General features: G+C 74.2%; 15 protein-coding genes. 12 read left to right on the top strand and 3 right to left on the bottom strand.

Going from position 1 to position 18491, the window contains the following annotated elements; genetic code table 11:
* Positions 1-65: 65 nt before the first annotated feature.
* The 5 genes from GA0070215_RS16190 (at position 66) to GA0070215_RS16170 (ending at position 4663) form a co-directional block, all read left to right on the top strand.
* A complete protein-coding gene (locus GA0070215_RS16190) occupies positions 66-1241 on the top strand; it encodes a cysteine desulfurase family protein (RefSeq protein WP_091046928.1) in 1176 nt (391 codons plus the stop codon).
* A 37-nt stretch (positions 1242-1278) separates the two neighbouring features.
* Positions 1279-2352: a tRNA 2-thiouridine(34) synthase MnmA gene (gene mnmA, locus GA0070215_RS16185; protein ID WP_091046926.1), complete on the top strand. Its 1074-nt coding sequence runs from the start codon at positions 1279-1281 to the stop codon at positions 2350-2352.
* A 77-nt stretch (positions 2353-2429) separates the two neighbouring features.
* Complete coding sequence (locus GA0070215_RS16180) at positions 2430-3434, top strand: methionine synthase (protein ID WP_091046923.1); 1005 nt, start codon at positions 2430-2432, stop codon at positions 3432-3434.
* Positions 3435-3473: 39 nt separating this feature from the next.
* A complete protein-coding gene (locus tag GA0070215_RS29710) occupies positions 3474-3569 on the top strand; it encodes a VOC family protein (protein WP_341844992.1) in 96 nt (31 codons plus the stop codon).
* Positions 3570-3595: 26 nt separating this feature from the next.
* Positions 3596-4663: an ADP-ribosylglycohydrolase family protein gene (locus GA0070215_RS16170; RefSeq protein WP_091046919.1), complete on the top strand. Its 1068-nt coding sequence runs from the start codon at positions 3596-3598 to the stop codon at positions 4661-4663.
* A 34-nt stretch (positions 4664-4697) separates the two neighbouring features.
* Here GA0070215_RS16170 and GA0070215_RS16165 read toward each other — a convergent pair whose 3' ends face one another.
* A complete protein-coding gene (locus GA0070215_RS16165; protein ID WP_091046916.1) occupies positions 4698-5309 on the bottom strand; it encodes a type II toxin-antitoxin system PemK/MazF family toxin in 612 nt (203 codons plus the stop codon).
* 182 nt (positions 5310-5491) lie between these two features.
* Here GA0070215_RS16165 and ligA point away from each other — a divergent pair, with 182 nt between their 5' ends.
* The 5 genes from ligA (at position 5492) to GA0070215_RS16140 (ending at position 13700) form a co-directional block, all read left to right on the top strand.
* Positions 5492-7645: an NAD-dependent DNA ligase LigA gene (ligA, locus tag GA0070215_RS16160; protein ID WP_018786235.1), complete on the top strand. Its 2154-nt coding sequence runs from the start codon at positions 5492-5494 to the stop codon at positions 7643-7645.
* A 151-nt stretch (positions 7646-7796) separates the two neighbouring features.
* Complete coding sequence (locus tag GA0070215_RS16155) at positions 7797-10340, top strand: putative bifunctional diguanylate cyclase/phosphodiesterase (RefSeq protein WP_018786236.1); 2544 nt, start codon at positions 7797-7799, stop codon at positions 10338-10340.
* A gap of 105 nt (positions 10341-10445) precedes the next feature.
* Positions 10446-10751 (top strand): Asp-tRNA(Asn)/Glu-tRNA(Gln) amidotransferase subunit GatC, encoded by a 306-nt coding sequence (gene gatC / locus GA0070215_RS16150; RefSeq protein WP_018786237.1) that lies wholly within the window; start codon positions 10446-10448, stop codon positions 10749-10751.
* Positions 10752-10827: 76 nt separating this feature from the next.
* A complete protein-coding gene (gene gatA / locus GA0070215_RS16145) occupies positions 10828-12303 on the top strand; it encodes an Asp-tRNA(Asn)/Glu-tRNA(Gln) amidotransferase subunit GatA (protein WP_018786238.1) in 1476 nt (491 codons plus the stop codon).
* A gap of 254 nt (positions 12304-12557) precedes the next feature.
* A complete protein-coding gene (locus GA0070215_RS16140; RefSeq protein ID WP_244167021.1) occupies positions 12558-13700 on the top strand; it encodes a putative Ig domain-containing protein in 1143 nt (380 codons plus the stop codon).
* Here the strand turns inward: GA0070215_RS16140 and GA0070215_RS16135 are convergent.
* A complete protein-coding gene (locus GA0070215_RS16135) occupies positions 13684-14064 on the bottom strand; it encodes a hypothetical protein (protein ID WP_141708204.1) in 381 nt (126 codons plus the stop codon). The two genes, GA0070215_RS16140 and GA0070215_RS16135, sit on opposite strands and share 17 nt — an antisense overlap.
* Entirely contained in the window at positions 14061-14258 is a 198-nt protein-coding gene (locus GA0070215_RS16130; protein WP_091046905.1) for a hypothetical protein, read from the bottom strand. Before GA0070215_RS16130 ends, GA0070215_RS16135 begins: the two co-directional genes overlap by 4 nt.
* Before the next feature lie 226 nt (positions 14259-14484).
* Between GA0070215_RS16130 and gatB the strand changes: the two genes are divergently transcribed.
* Together gatB and GA0070215_RS16120 are read left to right on the top strand one after the other, a co-directional pair.
* Positions 14485-15978: an Asp-tRNA(Asn)/Glu-tRNA(Gln) amidotransferase subunit GatB gene (gene gatB / locus GA0070215_RS16125; RefSeq protein WP_018786240.1), complete on the top strand. Its 1494-nt coding sequence runs from the start codon at positions 14485-14487 to the stop codon at positions 15976-15978.
* A gap of 114 nt (positions 15979-16092) precedes the next feature.
* Positions 16093-18450: a transketolase-like TK C-terminal-containing protein gene (locus tag GA0070215_RS16120; protein ID WP_018786241.1), complete on the top strand. Its 2358-nt coding sequence runs from the start codon at positions 16093-16095 to the stop codon at positions 18448-18450.
* Positions 18451-18491: the final 41 nt, after the last annotated feature.

Raw genomic sequence — 18491 nt, 5'->3', positions numbered from 1 at the left:
CCCCGGGTGGGACGGGGCGGTCCGGCCCCCGGTGCCGGGTACGCAGGCCGTTAGGCTGAACCGTGATGGCATACCTTGATCACGCGGCGACGACCCCGATGCTGGACGAGGCACTCGAGGCGTACGTCGCTGTCGCCCGCGAGGTCGGCAACGCCTCGTCGTTGCACGCGGCTGGTCGCCGGGCCCGGCGGCGGGTGGAGGAGTCCCGCGAGCGGGTGGCCGCCGCGCTCGGCGCCCGCCCCTCCGAGGTGATCTTCACCGGCGGCGGTACCGAGAGCGACAACCTCGCCGTGAAGGGCGTCTTCTGGGCTCGCCGCGCCGCCCGCGCCGACCGGGTCCGGGTGGTCTCCAGCGCGGTCGAGCACCACGCCGTCCTCGACGCGGTGGACTGGCTGGTCGAGCACGAGGGCGCGCAGGCCGGCTGGCTGCCGGTCGACGCGACCGGGCGGCTCGACCCGGAACGCCTGCGCGCCGAGCTGACCGAGCACGGCGCGCACGTCGCGGTGGTCACCGCCATGTGGGCGAACAACGAGGTGGGCACCGTGCAGCCGGTGACCGAGCTGGCCACCGTCGCCGCCGAGCACGGGGTGCCGTTCCACACCGACGCCATCCAGGCGGTCGGGCAGGTGCCTGTCGACTTCGCCGCCAGCGGCGTGTCGGCGCTCACCGTGACCGGCCACAAGCTCGGCGGCCCGGCCGGCGTGGGCGCGCTGCTGCTGGGCCGCGACGTGGCGGCCACCCCGCTGCTGCACGGCGGCGGCCAGGAGCGCGACGTCCGCTCCGGGACGCTGGACACCGCGGGCATCGTGGCGTTCGCGGTCGCCGTCGAGAGCGCGGTCAAAGGTCAGCAGGAGTACGCCGCCCGGATCGCCGCGCTCCGCGACGAACTGGTCGAGCGGGTCCGGCAGGCCGTCCCCGAGGTGATCTTCAACGGTGACCCGGCCGACCGGCTCCCCGGCAACGCGCACTTCTCCTTCCCGGGCTGCGAGGGGGACGCACTGCTGCTGCTCCTGGACGCCCAGGGCATCGCCTGCTCGACCGGGTCGGCCTGCTCGGCCGGCGTGGCCCAGCCCTCGCACGTGCTGCTGGCCATGGGCGCCGACGACGACCGGGCCCGGTCCTCGCTGCGCTTCACCCTCGGGCACACGAGCACCGGCGCGGACGTGGACGCGCTGATCGCGGCGCTGCCGGCCGCGGTGGAGCGGGCCCGCCGAGCGGCCGCCCTCCGCACGCCCCGCTGACCCGGATACCCTCGGTGAGGACGAGGGGAGTGGGCCGGTGAGGGTTCTGGCGGCGATGTCGGGCGGGGTGGACTCCGCCGTCGCGGCGGCACGGGCGGTGGAGGCCGGGCACGACGTGACGGGCGTGCACCTGGCCCTGGCCCGCAACCCGCAGACCTACCGCACCGGCGCCCGGGGCTGCTGCACCCTGGAGGACTCCCGGGACGCCCGGCGGGCCGCCGACGTGCTCGGCATCCCCTTCTACGTGTGGGACATGGCCGACCGGTTCCACGACGACGTGGTGGACGACTTCGTGGCCGAGTACGCGGCCGGGCGTACGCCGAATCCCTGCCTGCGCTGCAACGAGAAGATCAAGTTCGCGGCGGTGCTGGACCGGGCCGTGGCCCTGGGCTTCGACGCGGTGGTGACCGGCCACCACGCCCGGCTCGGCGCCGACGGCCTGCTGCGGCGCAGCGTCGACGCGGCCAAGGACCAGTCGTACGTGCTGGCGGTGCTGACCCGCGCGCAGCTCGACCGGTCGATCTTCCCGCTCGGCGACTCGACGAAGGCCGAGGTGCGCGCGGAGGCCGCCCGGCGTGGCCTCGCCGTGGCCGACAAGCCGGACTCGCACGACATCTGCTTCATCGCCGACGGCGACACCCGCGGCTTCCTCGCCGAGCGGCTCGGCGAGGCGCCGGGCCAGGTGGTGGACGCGCTCACCGGCGCGGTGGTGGGCAGCCACAGCGGCGCCTACCAGTACACCGTCGGGCAGCGGCGCGGCCTGCACCTGGACCGCCCGGCACCGGACGGCCGCCCCCGCTACGTGCTGTCCATCACCCCGATCACGAACACGGTGACGGTCGGGCCGGCCGAGGCGCTGGAGGTCTCCGACGTGCGCGCCACCCGCCCGGTGTGGACCGGCGGGCCGCGCCCGGCCGGGCCGGTCGAGTGCGGGGTGCAGCTGCGGGCGCACGGCGACGTGGTGCCGGCCGCCGTCGAGGTGGACGCCGACGGCCTGCGCGCGTCGCTGCGCCGCCCGGTCCGGGGGGTGGCCGCCGGCCAGGCGATCGTGGCCTACCGGCCGGACCCGGCCGGCGACGTGGTCCTCGGCTCCGCCACCATCACCGGCTGACAGCGGCCCGGCGGCGTGCGGCACCACCGGGCCGCGTCCCCGTCCGCCCTCCGGCGGGCAGCGGATAGGCTGCTGCGGTGACTGAGCAGGCGTGGCCCTGGCCCACCGGTGCGGCGACGGGGATCGGGTCGCTGCCCGGCACCGACATCGCCGAGGCGCAGCGGATCGTGCTCGGTGAGCTGCCCGCCCTGCCGCACCTGCCCGAGCTGCCCGCCCGTGGGCCGGGCGCGGACATCATCGGCCGCACCGCCGGTCTGCTCGTCGAACTCCCGGTCGAGCTGTACGCGGCCCGCTGGCGGATCGCCCCGCGCCCCGGCCGGGATCTGCGCCGCGCCCGGGACCTGATGGAACGCGACCTCGACCAGCTCGCCGAGCAGGCCGAGGAGTACGCCGGGCCGGTCAAGGTCCAGACCGCCGGCCCGTTCACCCTCGCCGCCGTGCTGGAGCTGCCGATCGGCGGCCGGATGCTGCGCGACCCGGGTGCGGTACGCGACCTCGCCGGTTCGCTCGGCGAAGGACTGCGCGGGCACGTCGAGGCGGTGACCCGGCGGCTGCCCCGCGCCTCGGTGCTGCTCCAGCTCGACGAGCCGTCGCTGCCGGCGGTGCTGGCCGGCCGGGTGCCCACCGAGAGCGGCTTCGGCACCCACCGTCCGGTCGAGACCGAGACGGCGCGGGGGCTGCTGCGCGACGTGATCGGGGCGGCCGGCGTCCCGGCGCTCGTGCACTGCTGCGCGCCCGACGTGCCGCTGGAGCTGATCCGGACCGCCGGGGCGGCAGGTGTCGCGCTCGACCTGTCGCTGGTCGCCGACCTCGACCCGCTCGGCGAGGCGATCGACGCCGGGCTCGGGCTGCTGGCCGGGGCCGCGCCGACGCTGCCGCCGCCGTCCGGCCGGGCGCCGACGTCGGCCGAGGTCGCCGACCGGGTCCGGCGGGTCTGGGGCCAGCTCGGCTTCCCCCGCCGTCGGCTGGCCGAGCAGGTGGTGGTCACTCCCGCGTGCGGCCTGGCCGGGGCCACCCCGGGGTACGCCCGCGCGGTGCTCACCGCCTGCCGCGACGCGGGCCGGCGGCTCGCCGAGGACTGACGTCTCCGTCGTACCCGCCGGGCACGATGACCGGCGGCGCTGGCGCTCGGCGCGCGGCGGCTCCCCGGTGAGGGGGAGGGCTTCCGGGTCTACGCCGCCCCGGCCGGCCATCCGTTCTGCCTCTGCTGGGGTTGATCTTCCGCCACTTGCGCGGCGGGGGCATGATCGCCACCGTGACCCCCTCCACCGCCACCGGCCGCGCCGCCGGTTCGCTGTTCGGCCTGGCCTACGGCGACGCCCTGGGCAAGCCGACCGAGTTCCTCACCGTCACCGAGATCATCCGGCGCTACGGCCCGTCCGGTCCGCGTGAGCTGACCGGCGACCCGGCTCTGGTCACCGACGACACGCAGATGGCGCTCGCGGTGGCGTGGGCGCTGCACGACGCGCCCGCGTACACGGCCGGGGCGGTGGAGCCGCTGCTGCGGCAGCGCTTCGTCGACTGGTCGGTCAGCCCGGAGAACAACCGTGCCCCGGGCATGACCTGCCTGCGGGCCTGCGCCGAGCTGGCCCGGGGTGCCCGCTGGCAGGAGGCCACGGTCGCCGGTTCGAAGGGCTGCGGCGCGAACATGCGCGTCACGCCGGTCGGGCTGCTCGACGTCGACCTGGACACGATGGCCGGGCTGGCCCAGCTCCAGGCCGGACTCACCCACGGCCACCCGACCGGGCTGGCGGCCAGCGAGCTGACCGCGTACGCGGTCCGGCTGCTGCGCGACGGCGCGGCACTGCCGGAGCTGCCCGGTCTGCTCACCGACCGGGCCCGGGAGCAGCGCACCGTCTACCGGGAGGACTGGCTCGGTGACCTGTGGCAGCGGCCCGGCGAGACCAGCGCGGCCGAGTTCGTCGCCCGGGGCTGGGCCGACTGCCTGCGCGTGCTGGGCCGGTTGGAGGCGGCGCTGGACCGCCCGGACGACGGCGGCGACCCGTGCCGGCTCACCGGCGAGGGGTGGATCGCCGAGGAGGCGCTCGCCACCGCGCTGCTCTGCGCACTGCGCCACCCCGACGACCCGGTCGGCGCGCTGGCCCGGGGCGCCACCACGGCCGGTGACTCGGACTCCATCGCCGCGCTGGCCGGCGCGTTCGTCGGGGCCGCGCACGGCATGGCCGCCTGGCCCGCCGGGTGGGCCGGCCGGATCGAGTACGCCGGCCAGCTCACCGCGCTCGCCGCCGCGTTCGACGGGGAGGCGTCCGGCGCCGGCTCAACCGGTGACGGCCGGGGACCGGCGGCGTGACCCGCCGCCCGGGTGAGGCCGGGCCGAGGCGGCGTCAGCCGGTGAGGTGAGTCAGCCGCCGGACACCCCGCCACAGGTCCGGGTCGCAGGTGCCGGCCCGGTCGGCGAACGCGTCCAGCGCCACCGGGATCGGCTCGCTCACGTCGAGGTAGCTGTCGTGGTCGGCGTCCGGATCCCAGTCCCGGGTCGGGATCGGCAGGTGGTCGTCCCGGTCCGACTTGTCCTGGCTGGTGATCTTCAGTACCTCGGCGTCCCGGCCGTCGACCCGCAGCACCAGACAGGGACGCACCTTGGAGCCGGTGCCGTCGGCGTAGGGCACGTCGGCCCACCAGATCTCCCCGGGCCGGGGCTCGTCCCGGCCGGTCCGCCCGGCGCCGCGCGGCCTCGGCGGCGTCGCGGTGCGGTCACCCCGGGGCCCGGTGCCGGCCCGGTCACCGCCGGTCCGCCCGTCGCCACGCCCGCGACCGGGCCGGTCGGTGCCCGGCCCGCCGGTCCGGCTGCCACGGCCGGAGCGCGGCCGCCGTCCGTCGACCCGGTCGCGCGTCCCGGCGGCGCGTCCGGCCGCCCGGCGCCGCCACTCGTCCCACAGCCAGCCGGCCGCGACGCAGGCCACGATCACCAGCGCCCAGATCACCCCGTCGCGCATCCGTCGCCCGCCTTCCGACCGTTGTCGCCCAGTACCGCCGACGCGATCGTCGCACGGCCGGGACCGGGCCGCCCGAACGGCGCGACGGGTACCCGTTCGCCCTGCTCGGCGTGGGTGGCCGGATGACTGTCACAGCCGACCGCTACGGTTCCCGGGTAGCACGAGCACGGGAGGCGACAGCGGTGTCCGAAGGCGGCGGTGTGTCCGAAGAAGCGGTTCCCCCAGCGGTCGACGCGGCCCAGGACGCGGCGGCGGGCGCCGAGCCGACCCCGGCGGCCCGGGAGCGGCACGCCACGCTCAGCCAGGAGCTGACCGAGCACCAGTACCGCTACTACGTGCTCGACGCGCCGACCGTCACCGACGCGGAGTTCGACAGGCAGCTGCGGGAGCTGGAGGCGCTGGAGGCCGAATACCCGGCGCTGCGCACCCCCGACTCGCCCACCCAGCGGGTCGGCGGCACCTTCTCCACCGACTTCACGCCGGTCGCGCACGCCGAGCGGATGCTCTCGCTCGACAACGCCTTCGCCGACGAGGAGCTGGCCGCCTGGTCCGAGCGGGTCGAGCGCGACGCGGGCGGCCCGGTGCCCTATCTGTGCGAGCTGAAGGTGGACGGGCTCGCCATCAACCTGACCTACGAGAAGGGCCGGCTCGTGCGCGCCGCCACCCGGGGCGACGGCCGCACCGGCGAGGACGTCACCGCGAACGTGCGGAGCATCAAGGGCGTGCCGGCGCGGCTGGCCCCGGCCGGCGACTTCCCCGACGTGCCGGATCTGATCGAGGTACGCGGCGAGATCTACTTCCCGGTGGCCGCGTTCGCCGACCTGAACGCGAGCCTGGTCGAGCAGGGCAAGGCGCCGTTCGCCAACCCGCGCAACGCCGCTGCCGGCAGCCTGCGGCAGAAGGACCCGCGGGTGACCGCCTCCCGCCCGCTGCGCCTGGTGGTGCACGGCATCGGCGCGCGCACCGGGTTCCGGCCGGCCGCGCAGTCCGAGTCGTACGCCGCGCTCAAGGCATGGGGGCTGCCCACCAGCGACCGGTGGCGGGTGGTGGACGACCTGGCCGGCGTCGCTGACTACATCGCCTATTACGGCAGGCACCGGCACGACGTCGAGCACGAGATCGACGGTGTGGTGGTCAAGGTCGACCCGGTCTCCATCCAGGGCCGCCTCGGCTCGACCAGCCGGGCACCCCGCTGGGCCATCGCCTTCAAATACCCGCCGGAGGAGGTCAACACCAAGCTGCTCGACATCGACGTCAACGTCGGGCGCACCGGCCGGGTCACCCCGTTCGCCGTCCTCGAACCGGTCCGGGTGGCGGGCTCCACAGTCGCGCTGGCGACCCTGCACAACGCCCGCGAGGTCGAGCGCAAGGGTGTGCTCATCGGCGACACGGTGGTGCTGCGCAAGGCCGGCGACGTGATTCCCGAGGTGCTCGGCCCGGTGGTCGAACTGCGGCCGGCCGACGCCCGCCCGTTCGTCATGCCGACCACCTGCCCGGCCTGCGGCACGCCGCTCGCGCCGGCCAAGGAGAGCGACGTCGACATCCGCTGCCCCAACGGGCGGGCCTGCCCCGGTCAGATCCGCGAGCGGGTCTTCTACCTGGCCAGCCGCAAGGTGCTCGACATCGAGGTGCTCGGCGAGAAGGGCGCGGCGGCGCTGCTCGACGCCCAGATCATCACCAACGAGGGCGACCTGTTCCAGCTCGACGCCGAGCAGTTGAGCCGGTCGCCGTTCTTCGTCAACAAGGACGGCAGCCTGGGCAGCAACGCCACCAAGCTGCTCGACAACCTCGCCGAGGCCAAGGAACGCGACCTGTGGCGGGTGCTGGTGGCGCTGTCCATCCGGCACGTCGGCCCGACCGCCGCCCAGGCGCTCGCCCGGCACTTTCGCTCGGTCGCCGCGATCGAGGCCGCCGGTGAGGACGAGCTGTCCTCGGTGGACGGCGTCGGCCCGACCATCGCGGCGAGCGTGAAGGAGTGGTTCGCCGTCGACTGGCACCGCGACGTGGTGCGCACGTGGGCCGAGGCGGGCGTACGGATGGCCGAGGAGGCCGCCGACGAGGGGCCGCGACCGCTCGACGGCGTCACTGTGGTGGTCACCGGCACGCTCAGCGGGTTCAGCCGCGACCAGGCGGCCGAGGCGATCCAGGCCCGGGGTGGCAAGGTGACCGGCTCGGTCTCCAAGAAGACGGGCTTCGTGGTGGTCGGCGACAATCCCGGCTCCAAGGCCGACAAGGCCGCCACGCTCAAACTGCCCATCCTCGACGAGGACGGATTCCGCGTGCTGCTGGACTCCGGCCCGGAGGCCGCCCGCGAGGTGGCCCGGGTGGAGGACTGACAGGCTGGTCACAGCGATTGTCCGGCGGATACCAAGTTAATTACGACTACGACCGATTCGTGACTGTCGTGTCGGGGAAATCGCCTCGGAGGGCGTTTCATTGGCGTACGACGCGTGACGGCGCGCGCCAGGACGTTCCCCGGGAGGTGCGATGGAGACCGGCGACCCGCGCAACTCCGTCCCGCCCGGGCGGAACGGGCCGTTCTTCGGCTTCGTCGGCGCGATCGGCGTGGTCGCCCTGGTGGTCTCGGCCGGCCCGCTCGTCGCGCTCGCCGATCGGTGGAGCGAACTGCCGGCCGCGTTCTGGACCATGGCGGCGCTCGCCGTCGCCTGCGACGCCCGCCCGTTCGTCCCACCCGGCCGGCGGCAGACGTCGGCGGTGTTCCCGTCGACCTGCTTCACCTTCGCCATCCTGCTCGGCTGGGGCTTCGGCCCGGCCGTCGCCGTGCAGGCCGTGGCGGTCGCGGTCAGCGGCTGGCGGCTCGGGTACGCCCCCTGGCGCACCGGCTTCAACGTCGCGCAGTACGCGTGGGCGCTCGCCGCCGCGTACGCGGTCACCCGGCTCGGCCCGGGTGAGCTGTTCGGCGGCGGCCGTCTGCACTGGACCGACGTGGCGGCGGTGGGCGGCGCGACGCTCGCCTGGTTCGTGGTCAACTACGGGCTGGTCAGCTCCGCGGTCCGGTTGCGCTTCGGCGACAGGTGGTGGCCGAGTGTCCGCAGCGGCCTGGCCTACGAACTGCTCGCCACCGGTTCGCTGCTGCTGCTCGCGCCGGTGCTGGTGGCCGCCGCCCGGGCCAGCGCGGCGCTGATCCCGCTGGTGCTGGTGCCGCTGTTCGCGGTCTACCGGATGGCCCGGCTCTCCGCCGAACGGGAACAGCTCGCCGACGTGGACCCACTCACCGGGCTGCCCAACCGCAAGGCGCTGCTGACCGAGGTGGCCGAGCAGGTGCACCTGCACGGCGACCGGGCCGCCCGGGGCGCGCCGGACGCTCACCTGGCGCTGCTGCTGCTCGACCTCGACCGGTTCAAGCACGTCAACGACGCGCTCGGCCACGCGGTGGGGGACCGCCTGCTGGTCGAGGTGAGCGCCCGGCTGATGGGCGCCGTGGGCGCCGGTGACATGGTGGCGCGGCTCGGCGGCGACGAGTTCGCCATCGTCGTACCCCGGCTCACCGACATCGACCAGGCCCGCGAGCGGGCCGACCGGGTGGTCGCCGCGCTCGCCGAGCCGGTGCCGCTGGACGGGCTGCCGCTGGACGTGGGCGGTGCCATCGGCATCGCGCTCTACCCCGACCACGGCGAGGACTTCGCCACCCTGATGCGCCACGCCGACGTGGCCATGTACGACGCGAAGCACCGCAACGACACGGTGGCGGTCTACGCGCCGGAGTCCGACCACAACTCGGCCGAGCGGCTGAGCCTGCTGGCCGACCTGCGCCGGGTGCTGGAATCCGGCCCGTCCGCGCAGGGCGGGGAGACGATCGGCGTACGCGGGGGTGACGGCGCCGCGCTGGAGGCGGCGCTGCCGGTCCGGGCCGACCGCCCGGCCCGCAACCAGCGTCCGGCGCGCGACGGCGGACGGCGGTCCGGCGACCGGCCGAACCGGTGGCTGCGGCGTCGCCGCGAGCGCGTCGAGGAGCGGCACGACGACGACCTGATCGAACGGATCCTCACCGGCGCCGACCCGATCCGCCGCCACGCCGCCCGGGGCGGTGCCGCCGCCCCGGTGGCGGCACCGCTCGTCGTCGGTGGCGGGGAGCCGGTGCCGGACGCCGGCACCGGCCGCGAGGCCGACACCGGGCACGACGCGGAGGCCGCCGTGAGCACCGGCGCGCCGGGGGTCGTCGGGCCGACCGCCGACGGGAGTACGACGGCCGAGCCGGACGAGCAGGCCGGGCACCCGGGCGAGATCACCATGTACTACCAGCCGCAGATCGCCATCGCGACCGGCGAGGTGGTGGGCGTCGAGGCGCTGCTGCGCTGGCGGCATCCGCGCCGGGGCATGGTCGACCCGGGCGAGCTGATCCAGGTCGCCGAGCAGAGCGCGGTGATGCGGCTGCTCACCCGGCGGGTGGTGGACGACGTGGTGGAGCAGCTCGCCAAGTGGTCGGCGGCCGGGCTCACGCTGCGGGCCGCGCTCAACGTCAGCGTCCGTGACCTGCACACCGGTGAGATCGCCGACCAGATCGCCGACCGGCTGAACCGGTACGGCGTGCCGCCGGAGCGCCTCCAGGTGGAGATCACCGAGGGCGCGCTGATGGCCGACCCGCGGCGGGTGCTCGCCAGCATCACCCAGTTGCACCGGATCGGCGTCGGCATCGCGCTCGACGACTTCGGCACCGGCTACTCGTCGCTGCAGCACCTGCGCCGGCTCCCGCTGTCCGAGGTGAAGGTGGACCGGTCGTTCGTCCTCGGGATGGCCGACGACCCGGACGACGCGGCGATCGTCCGCTCGACGATCGAGCTGGCCGGTGCGCTCGGGCTGCGGGTGGTGGCCGAGGGGGTGGAGGACGAGCGCACCTGGCGGATGCTGCACGCCGCCGGGTGCGACGTGGCGCAGGGCTGGTTCCACGCCCGGCCGATGCCCGCCGAGGACCTGGTGGCGTGGCTGTCCCGCTACCGTCCGGTGCGCCCGGCGGAGGCGGGGAGCCGCAGCGGTCCGGCGCCGGAGGGGGAGTCGAAGGCGTCGTCGTGACGGCGGGACAATAGACTCGCTCCGGTCACCGCGCGTCGTCGAGCACGCCCGTACGCGCGGCCGGCCCACCGCAGACGTCTCAGGACAGCCACGAAGGGGGCACTGATGGCCGCCATCTCCCGCGAGGAGGTCGCGCACCTCGCGCGACTGTCGCGGCTCGCCGTCACGGAGGAGGAACTGGACACCTTCGCCGGCCAGCTGGGTGTGATCCTCCAGTCGGTCGCGCAGGTCGGCGAGGTCGCCGCGGCGGACATCCCGCCGACGTCCCACTCCGTGCCGCTGACGAACGTGCTCCGCGAGGACGTGGTGCGGCCCGGCCTGACCCCGCAGGAGGCGCTGTCGGGCGCCCCCGACGCCGAGGAACAGCGGTTCCGCGTACCGCGGATCCTGGACGAGGATGTGGCCTCATGAGCGAGCGCAGCGAGCGAATCATCAGGCTCAGCGTGGCTGTCGGTCGTGACGGCACGGAGCGAAGCGGAGTGCCGGCATGAGCGACCTGACCAGGCTCAGTGCCGTCGAGATCGCCGGACTGGTGGCGAGCGGCGAGACCTCCGCGGTCGAGGTCACCCGGGCCCACCTGGACCGCATCGGCGACGTCGACGACCGGGTGCACGCGTTCCTGCACGTCGACACCGAGGGGGCCCTGGCGGCCGCGCGTGCCGTGGACGAGCGCCGCGCCGCCGGTGCGGAACTGGGCCCGCTCGCCGGTGTGCCGGTCGCGGTGAAGGACGTCCTGACCACGAAGGGCGTGCCGACCACTGTCGGTTCGAAGATCCTGGAGGGCTGGCGCCCGCCGTACGACTCGACGATCGTCGAGCGGCTGCGCGACGCCGGCACGGTGATGCTCGGCAAGACCAACATGGACGAGTTCGCGATGGGCTCCTCCACCGAATACTCGGCGTACGGGCCGACCCGAAACCCGTGGGACACCGACCGGATCCCGGGCGGCTCCGGCGGCGGCAGCGCGGCGGCGCTGGCCGCGTACGAGGCGCCGCTGTCGATCGGCTCGGACACCGGCGGCTCGATCCGCCAGCCCGGTGCGGTCACCGGCACGGTCGGCGCGAAGCCCACCTATGGCGGCACCTCCCGCTACGGCCTGGTCGCGTTCTCCTCGTCGCTGGACACACCCGGCCCGTGCGCGCGTACCGTGCTCGACGCCGCGTTGCTGCACCAGGTGATCGGCGGGCACGACCCGCGCGACTCCACCTCGATCCCGGTCCCGGTGCCGGACGTGGTGGCCGCGGCGCGGCTCGGCGCCACCGGCGACCTGACCGGCGTCAAGCTCGGCGTGGTCACCGAGTTCACCGGTGAGGGCGCGGAGCCGGGCGTGATGGCCGCGTTCCGGGACGCCGCCGAGGCGCTGGCGAAGCTCGGTGCGGAGATCGTCGAGGTCTCCTGCCCGCACTTCAGCTACGCGCTGCCGGCGTACTACCTGATCGCGCCCAGCGAGTGCTCCTCCAACCTGGCCCGGTTCGACGGCGTCCGGTTCGGCCTGCGGGTCGGCGACGACGGCAACCGGTCGTTGGAGGAGGTCATGTCGCTGACCCGCGAGGCCGGCTTCGGCCCCGAGGTCAAGCGGCGCATCATGATCGGCACGTACGCGCTCTCATCGGGCTACTACGACGCCTACTACGGCCAGGCGCAGAAGGTCCGCACGCTGATCACGCGGGACTTCACCAGCGCGTTCGAGCAGGTCGACGCGTTGATCTCGCCGACCACGCCGTTCGTGGCGTTCCCGATCGGGTCGCGCACCGCCGACCCGTACCAGATGTACCTGGCCGACCTGTTCACCATCCCGGCGAACCTGTACGGCGGCCCGGCCATCTCCGTGCCGTGCGGCCTGTCCGACGGGCTCCCGGTCGGCTTCCAGATCATGGCGCCGACCCTGGCCGACGACCGGATGTACCGGGTCGCCGCCGCGCTGGAGGGCGCCGTCGGCACGCTCACCCCGCCGACGCTCTGACCCCAGGGGTACGGAGGCGGGCCGTCCGCCTCCGTACCGGAAGACGTCCCGCGCCCGGTGCGGTCACCACGACCGCGCCGGGCGCGGCTGTCGTCGCGGCGACACGACGCACGCCGGCAAGTGGATTGTGCCGGATCACTGGCGCTGGTTGCATAGACTCCGAGTCTGCTGAATCGACTGGATTCTGCCCCGCTGGCGGCCGCGAGCGGTTCCGACCGAGACCTGGATGTGCGATGGGGACACTTCGCCCGGTCATGGCCCTGACGATGGTTGCGGCGTTGCTGCTGGGAGCCGCGCAACCCGCCGCCGCGCAACCCGCCGCCGGGACGGTCACCATCACCTCGGGCAAGCCGCGGCCGGTCATGTACCTCGGGCAGGTCTACGCGATCCACACCGTCGAGGCGGCAGGCGGCACCGGGCCGTACCGGTTGTCGGTGGTGTCGGGGAGTCTGCCGCCGGGGATGCTCGTGGTGGGGACGTCGCTGGGGGGCGCGCCGACCACCCCTGGCACGTACCCGTTCACGCTGCGGATGACCGACCAGAACGACCTCTTCGACGAGCAGTCGGCGACGATCGAGGTACGCGAACAGAAGGTCGCCATCACGTCGGGCAAGCCGCGGCCGGTCATGTACCTCGGGCGGGTGTACGCGATCCACACCGTCGAGGCGGCAGGTGGTACCGGGCCGTACCGGTTGTCGGTGGTGTCGGGGAGTCTGCCGCCGGGGATGCTCGTGGTGGGGACGTCGCTGGGGGGCGCGCCGACCACGCCGGGCACGTACCCGTTCACGCTGCGGATGACCGACCAGAAAAACCGCTTCGACGAGCAGGACGCCATCGTCGTCGTCGCCGTGGCAGCGACCGCCTTCACCTCCGGTGAACCGCCCGCCGCCACCGTCGGGAAGCCCTACTCCTTCCGCTTCACCGCCGACGGTGACTCGGACATCGCATTCGCCGTGGCCGCCGGTGCCCTGCCGGGCGGTCTCACCCTCGACGAGGAGGGCAAGCTCAGCGGCACCCCGAGCAAGGCCGGCACGTTCGCCTTCACCGTCGCGGCGAAGGGATACAGCACCAGTGCCACGAAGCAGGTCTCGCTGACCGTCGCCGCCCGGACCCCCGGCACCCCGACGGCGCCCCCGACCGGCTCGACGCCCACTCCCACCGCCCCGGCGGCCACGCCGACGCCGAGCGATCCGGCCGCCACGCCGTCGGAGAGCAGCCTCCCCGCGACGCCTCAGCCGACCGCCTCGCCGTCGACTGTGGGCGGCGCGTGGCTGCCGATCACCGGACCGGGTTCACCGCTCGTACTGCTGCTGTTGAGCGTCGTGGCCTTCTCGGTCGGCGGCATCCTGCTCGTGCTGGCGTACAACCGGCGGCGGCGCTTCACGGCACCCGAGTGACGTCCGTCCCGGGCCCGGCCGTCGTCGCGGAGCGTTCCGTCGCCGCCAGGTAGCGGCGGGCCTCCCGGCGGGCGGCGGCGTCCACGGCCGGATCGGTGGCGCGGCCCGCGCGCAGCGCGTCCCGCACGGCTGCGGCCGGGCTTGCGGAGGAGGGACGCATCCGCGGCACCAGGCGCCGCCCGAGCAGCAGCGCCGCACCGGCACCGACGAGTGCGGGCACGGCCGTGACGAGGAACAGGCCCACCACGTCCTGGTAGTCGCGCTCGCCTCCGGTCGCCCACATCCCGGCCGCCAACGCGGGCATGCCGAGAGCCACCGCCCCGGCCACCAGCACGGTGCCGGTCGTCACCGGCCCTCGGCTCATCGGTTCTTCTGCCAGCGCCGCCCGGAACCGGTCAGCCAGCGCGCGAGGAGGAGTCCGACGATCGTGCCGACGACGCCGGGGACGCGGTCGCGCAGCAGAACCCCGAAGCGCTCGGGCTTCGGGTCATCGGAGAGGTACCACTGGATCGCGCTGAGCGTCACCGCCACGACGAGGACGGCGACCACGGCCACCACGACCTGCCGGCTGTGTGGTAGTACTGGTGGTATCGCTGGTTCATCGCGGCCGCGCCGTGTCGTCGAGTCGTCCCCCGCATTCGTCATCGTCGACTCGTACCCCAGCGCTGCTTCTCCCATGCGGGCGTGGCACGCCCCGCGCGGTGATCTCGAAGCCCGGCAGCGGGGTGGCCGGGCCAGCCGATTAGGCTGGAACGGTTCTGTCCGGATCGCGCCTGGAGCTCAGATGACGACGACACTGCCCGCGTACGACGAGGTCGTCGCGCGCTTCGAACCGGTGATCGGCCTGGAGACCCACGTCGAGCTGGGCACGAACACCAAGATGTGGTGCGGCTGCCCGACCGACTTCGGCGGCGAGCCGAACACCCGGGTCTGTCCGGTCTGCCTCGGCCTGCCCGGTTCGCTGCCGGTGGCGAACAAGGCCGCCATCGAGGCGACCATCCGGATCGGGCTGGCGCTGAACTGCTCGATCGCCGAGTGGTGCCGGTTCGCCCGGAAGAACTACTTCTACCCGGACATGCCGAAGAACTTCCAGATCAGCCAGTACGACGAGCCGCTGTGCTTCGACGGCTACCTGGACGTCGAGGTGAACGGCGAGCTGGTCCGCATCGGCATCGAACGGGTGCACCTGGAGGAGGACACCGGTAAGACGCTGCACGTCGGCGGCGCCACCGGCCGCATCCACGGCGCCACCGAGTCGCTCGTCGACTACAACCGGGCCGGCATCCCGCTCGTCGAGATCGTCACCAAGCCGATCCCCGGCACCGGAGCGCTCGCGCCCGAGGTCGCCCGCGCGTACGTCACCGAGCTGCGCGACGTGATCCGCTCGCTCGGCGTCTCCGACGTGCGGATGGAGGAGGGGTCGCTGCGCTGCGATGTCAACACGTCGCTGAACCGGCCGGGCGAGGAGTGGGGCACCCGCACCGAGACCAAGAACGTCAACTCGCTGCGCTCGGTCGAGCGGGCGGTGCGCTCGGAGATGCTGCGCCAGGCGTCGGTGCTGGAGGCCGGCGGCCGGATCACGCAGGAGACCCGGCACTTCCACGAGGACACCGGCGACACCACGTCGGGCCGGTCCAAGGAGACCGCCACCGACTACCGGTACTTCCCGGAGCCGGACCTGGTGCCGCTGGCCCCGGACACCGCGTGGGTGGCCGAGCTGAAGGCCGCCCTGCCGGAGCTGCCGCGGCTGCGCCGCAAGCGGATCCAGCAGGAGTGGGGCCTGTCCGACCTCGACATGCAGTCGGTGGTGAACGCCGGCGCGGTCGAGCTGATCGAGGCGACTGTCGCCGCCGGCGCCACCCCGGCCGCCGCCCGCAAGTGGTGGCTGGGTGAGCTGTCCCGCCGCGCCAACGAGACCGGCGTGGAGCTGGCCGACGTGGGCGCCACCCCGGCCCAGGTCGCCGAGCTGCAGGGCCTGGTCGATGCCGGCAAGCTCAACGACAAGCTGGCCCGTACCGTGCTGGAGGGCGTGGTGGCCGGCGAGGGCTCGCCGACCGAGATCATGACCAACCGCAACCTGGAGGTCGTCTCGGACACCGGCGCGCTCACCGCCGCCGTGGACGAGGCGATCGCCGCCAACCCGGACGTCGCCGACAAGATCCGCAGCGGCAAGGTCGCGGCGGCCGGCGCGCTCGTCGGCGCGGTCATGAAGACCACCCGCGGCCAGGCGGACGCGAAGACCGTCCGCGAGCTGATCCTGGCCCGCCTCGGCGCCTGACGTGTAAGGAAGGGCCCCTTCTTAACGCCTGGTGCATGGGAAGGGGCCCTTCCTAACGCCTCGCCACCCCCTTCCCGGACAGGGCGTCAACGGCGACGCCCGGATGGAGTCACCGTGAACCAGCACGACCTCGACGTCCTCGACGAGATCCAGCGCCGGGTGCTCTGGCTCGCCACCCGCATCGTCGACGCGGCCAACCACGACCGCGACACCGGTGACGGGGTGAAGGTCGGCGGCCACCAGGCGTCCAGTGCCTCCCTGGTGACCGCGATGACAGCACTCTGGTTCCACCACCTGGACGCCGAGGACCGCGTCGCGGTGAAGCCGCACGCCTCGCCGGTGTTCCACGCGATCCAGTACCTGCTGGGCAACCTCGACAAGTCGTACCTGCCGAAGCTGCGGGCGCGCGGCGGGCTCCAGTCGTACCCGTCGCGCACCAAGGACCCGGACGAGGTGGACTTCTCCACCGGCTCGGTCGGCCTGGGCGCCGCCGCGCCGCTGTTCGCCGCCGTCACCCGCCGCTACGTCGACGCGCACTTCGGCCCGCGCCCGCACTCCCGGTTCGTCGCCATCATCGGCGACGCCGAGCTGGACGAGGGCAACATCTGGGAGGCGGTCGCCGACCCGGCCACCACTGGGCTCGGCAACGTGATGTGGCTCGTCGACTTCAACCGCCAGTCGCTGGACCGGGTCGTCCCCGGCATCCGGATCAACCAGTGGCGTGGCCAGTTCGAGGCGGCCGGCTGGCACGTCGTGGAGGTCAAGTACGGCCGCAAGCTGGCCGAGGCGTACGCCCGGCCGGGTGGTGAGACGCTGCGCGACTGGATCGACCGGATGCCCAACGAGCAGTACCAGTCGCTGTTCGGGCTGGCCGGCCCGGCGCTGCGCAAGCAGTTCCTGGACGGCGCGTCGGCCGAGGTGGCCGCGTTCGTCGCCGACATCGGCGACGACGAGCTGGGCCCGCTCGTCACCGACCTGGGCGGGCACGACGCACAGGCGATGCTCGACGCGTACGCCCAGTGCGACGCGGTCACCGACCGGCCCAGCGTCGTCTTCGCGTACACGGTCAAGGGCTGGGGCCTGCCGATCGCCGGCAACCCGCGCAACCACTCGGCGCTGCTGACCACCGAGCAGGTCGACGCGCTGCGCGCCGCGCAGGGCCTGACCGCCGAGACCGAGTGGGACCGCCTCGACCCGGCGTCCCCGGCCGGCATCCGGGCCGGCGAGCGCCGGGAGGCGCTGTCCCGCCCGCCGCGCGAGCGGGCGCTGGGCGTCACCGTTCCGGAGACCACGCGGGTACGCGCGAACAAGCCGGTCTCCACCCAGGAGGTCTTCGGCCGGGTGCTCGTCGACCTGGCCCGCGATCCGCAGGTGGCGCCCTACCTGGTGACCACCGCGCCGGACGTGGCCACCTCGACCAACCTGGCCGGATTCATCAACAAGACTGGTGTCTTCGCCCCGACCGAGCAGCGGTCCTGGACCGAGGACCGGATGCTGCGCTGGACCGAGAGCCCCGCCGGGCAGCACATCGAGCTGGGCATCTCGGAGATGAACCTGTTCCTGCTGCTGGGCCAGCTCGGCCTGTCGTGGGACCTGTCCGGCCAGCCACTGCTGCCGGTGGGCACCGTCTACGACCCGTTCGTGCTGCGCGGACTCGACGCGTTCCTCTACGGCACGTACTCCGGCTCCCGGTTCGTGGTGGCCGGCACCCCGTCCGGCATCACGCTGGCCCCCGAGGGCGGGGCCCACCAGTCCACCATCACCGCCTCGGTCGGCTTGGAGCTGCCCGGGGTGACGTTCCTGGAGCCCGCGTACGCCGGCAGTCTCGACTGGCTGCTCTGCGACGCGTTCGGGCAGATCGCCGGTGGCTCCGCTCCGGCCGCCACAGCCGCTCCGGCCGAGGACGGGGCGTACTACTTCCGGCTCAGCACCCGGCCGATCGACCAGGCGCCGTTCGAGGCGGCCCGGGCGCGACTCGGGGACGCCGTGCTGCGACGGCAGGTGGTGGCCGGCGCGTACCGGCTCGTCGACGCGCACCAGGCGTACCCCGATCTGGCTGATGCCCCGGTCGTGCAGCTCGCCGCCTCCGGTGCGGTGCTGCCGGAGGTGCTCGCGGCCGCCGCGGAGCTGGCGGAGGAGGGTGTGGCCGCGCACGTGGTCGATGTGACCAGCCTGGACCGGCTCTACCGGGCGTGGCAGCGGACGCTGCGCCAGGGCGTGCGGACCGCGACCGTGCCGAGCGTGCCCGGCGCGCTGCGGTCGGCGTTCGCCGACCGGGTGCCGGTGGTCACCGTGCACGACGCGGCCTCGCACGCGATGGCCTGGCTCGGTTCGGCGGTCGGCGCCCCGGCGGTGCCGCTCGGCGTGGACGAGTTCGGCCAGTCCGGCAGCGTCCGGGACCTGTACGAGCTGCACGACCTGCTGCCCGGCAGCATCGTCAACGCCGCGCTGGCCGCGATCGCGCTGCGCTGAGGCGCCTCCGTTGCGCTGACCGCGTCCCGTTGCGCTGACCG

This window comes from Micromonospora marina (assembly GCF_900091565.1).
Classification (GTDB): Bacteria; Actinomycetota; Actinomycetes; order Mycobacteriales; family Micromonosporaceae; genus Micromonospora; species Micromonospora marina.
This window is presented reverse-complemented; position numbering and strand designations above follow the sequence as displayed.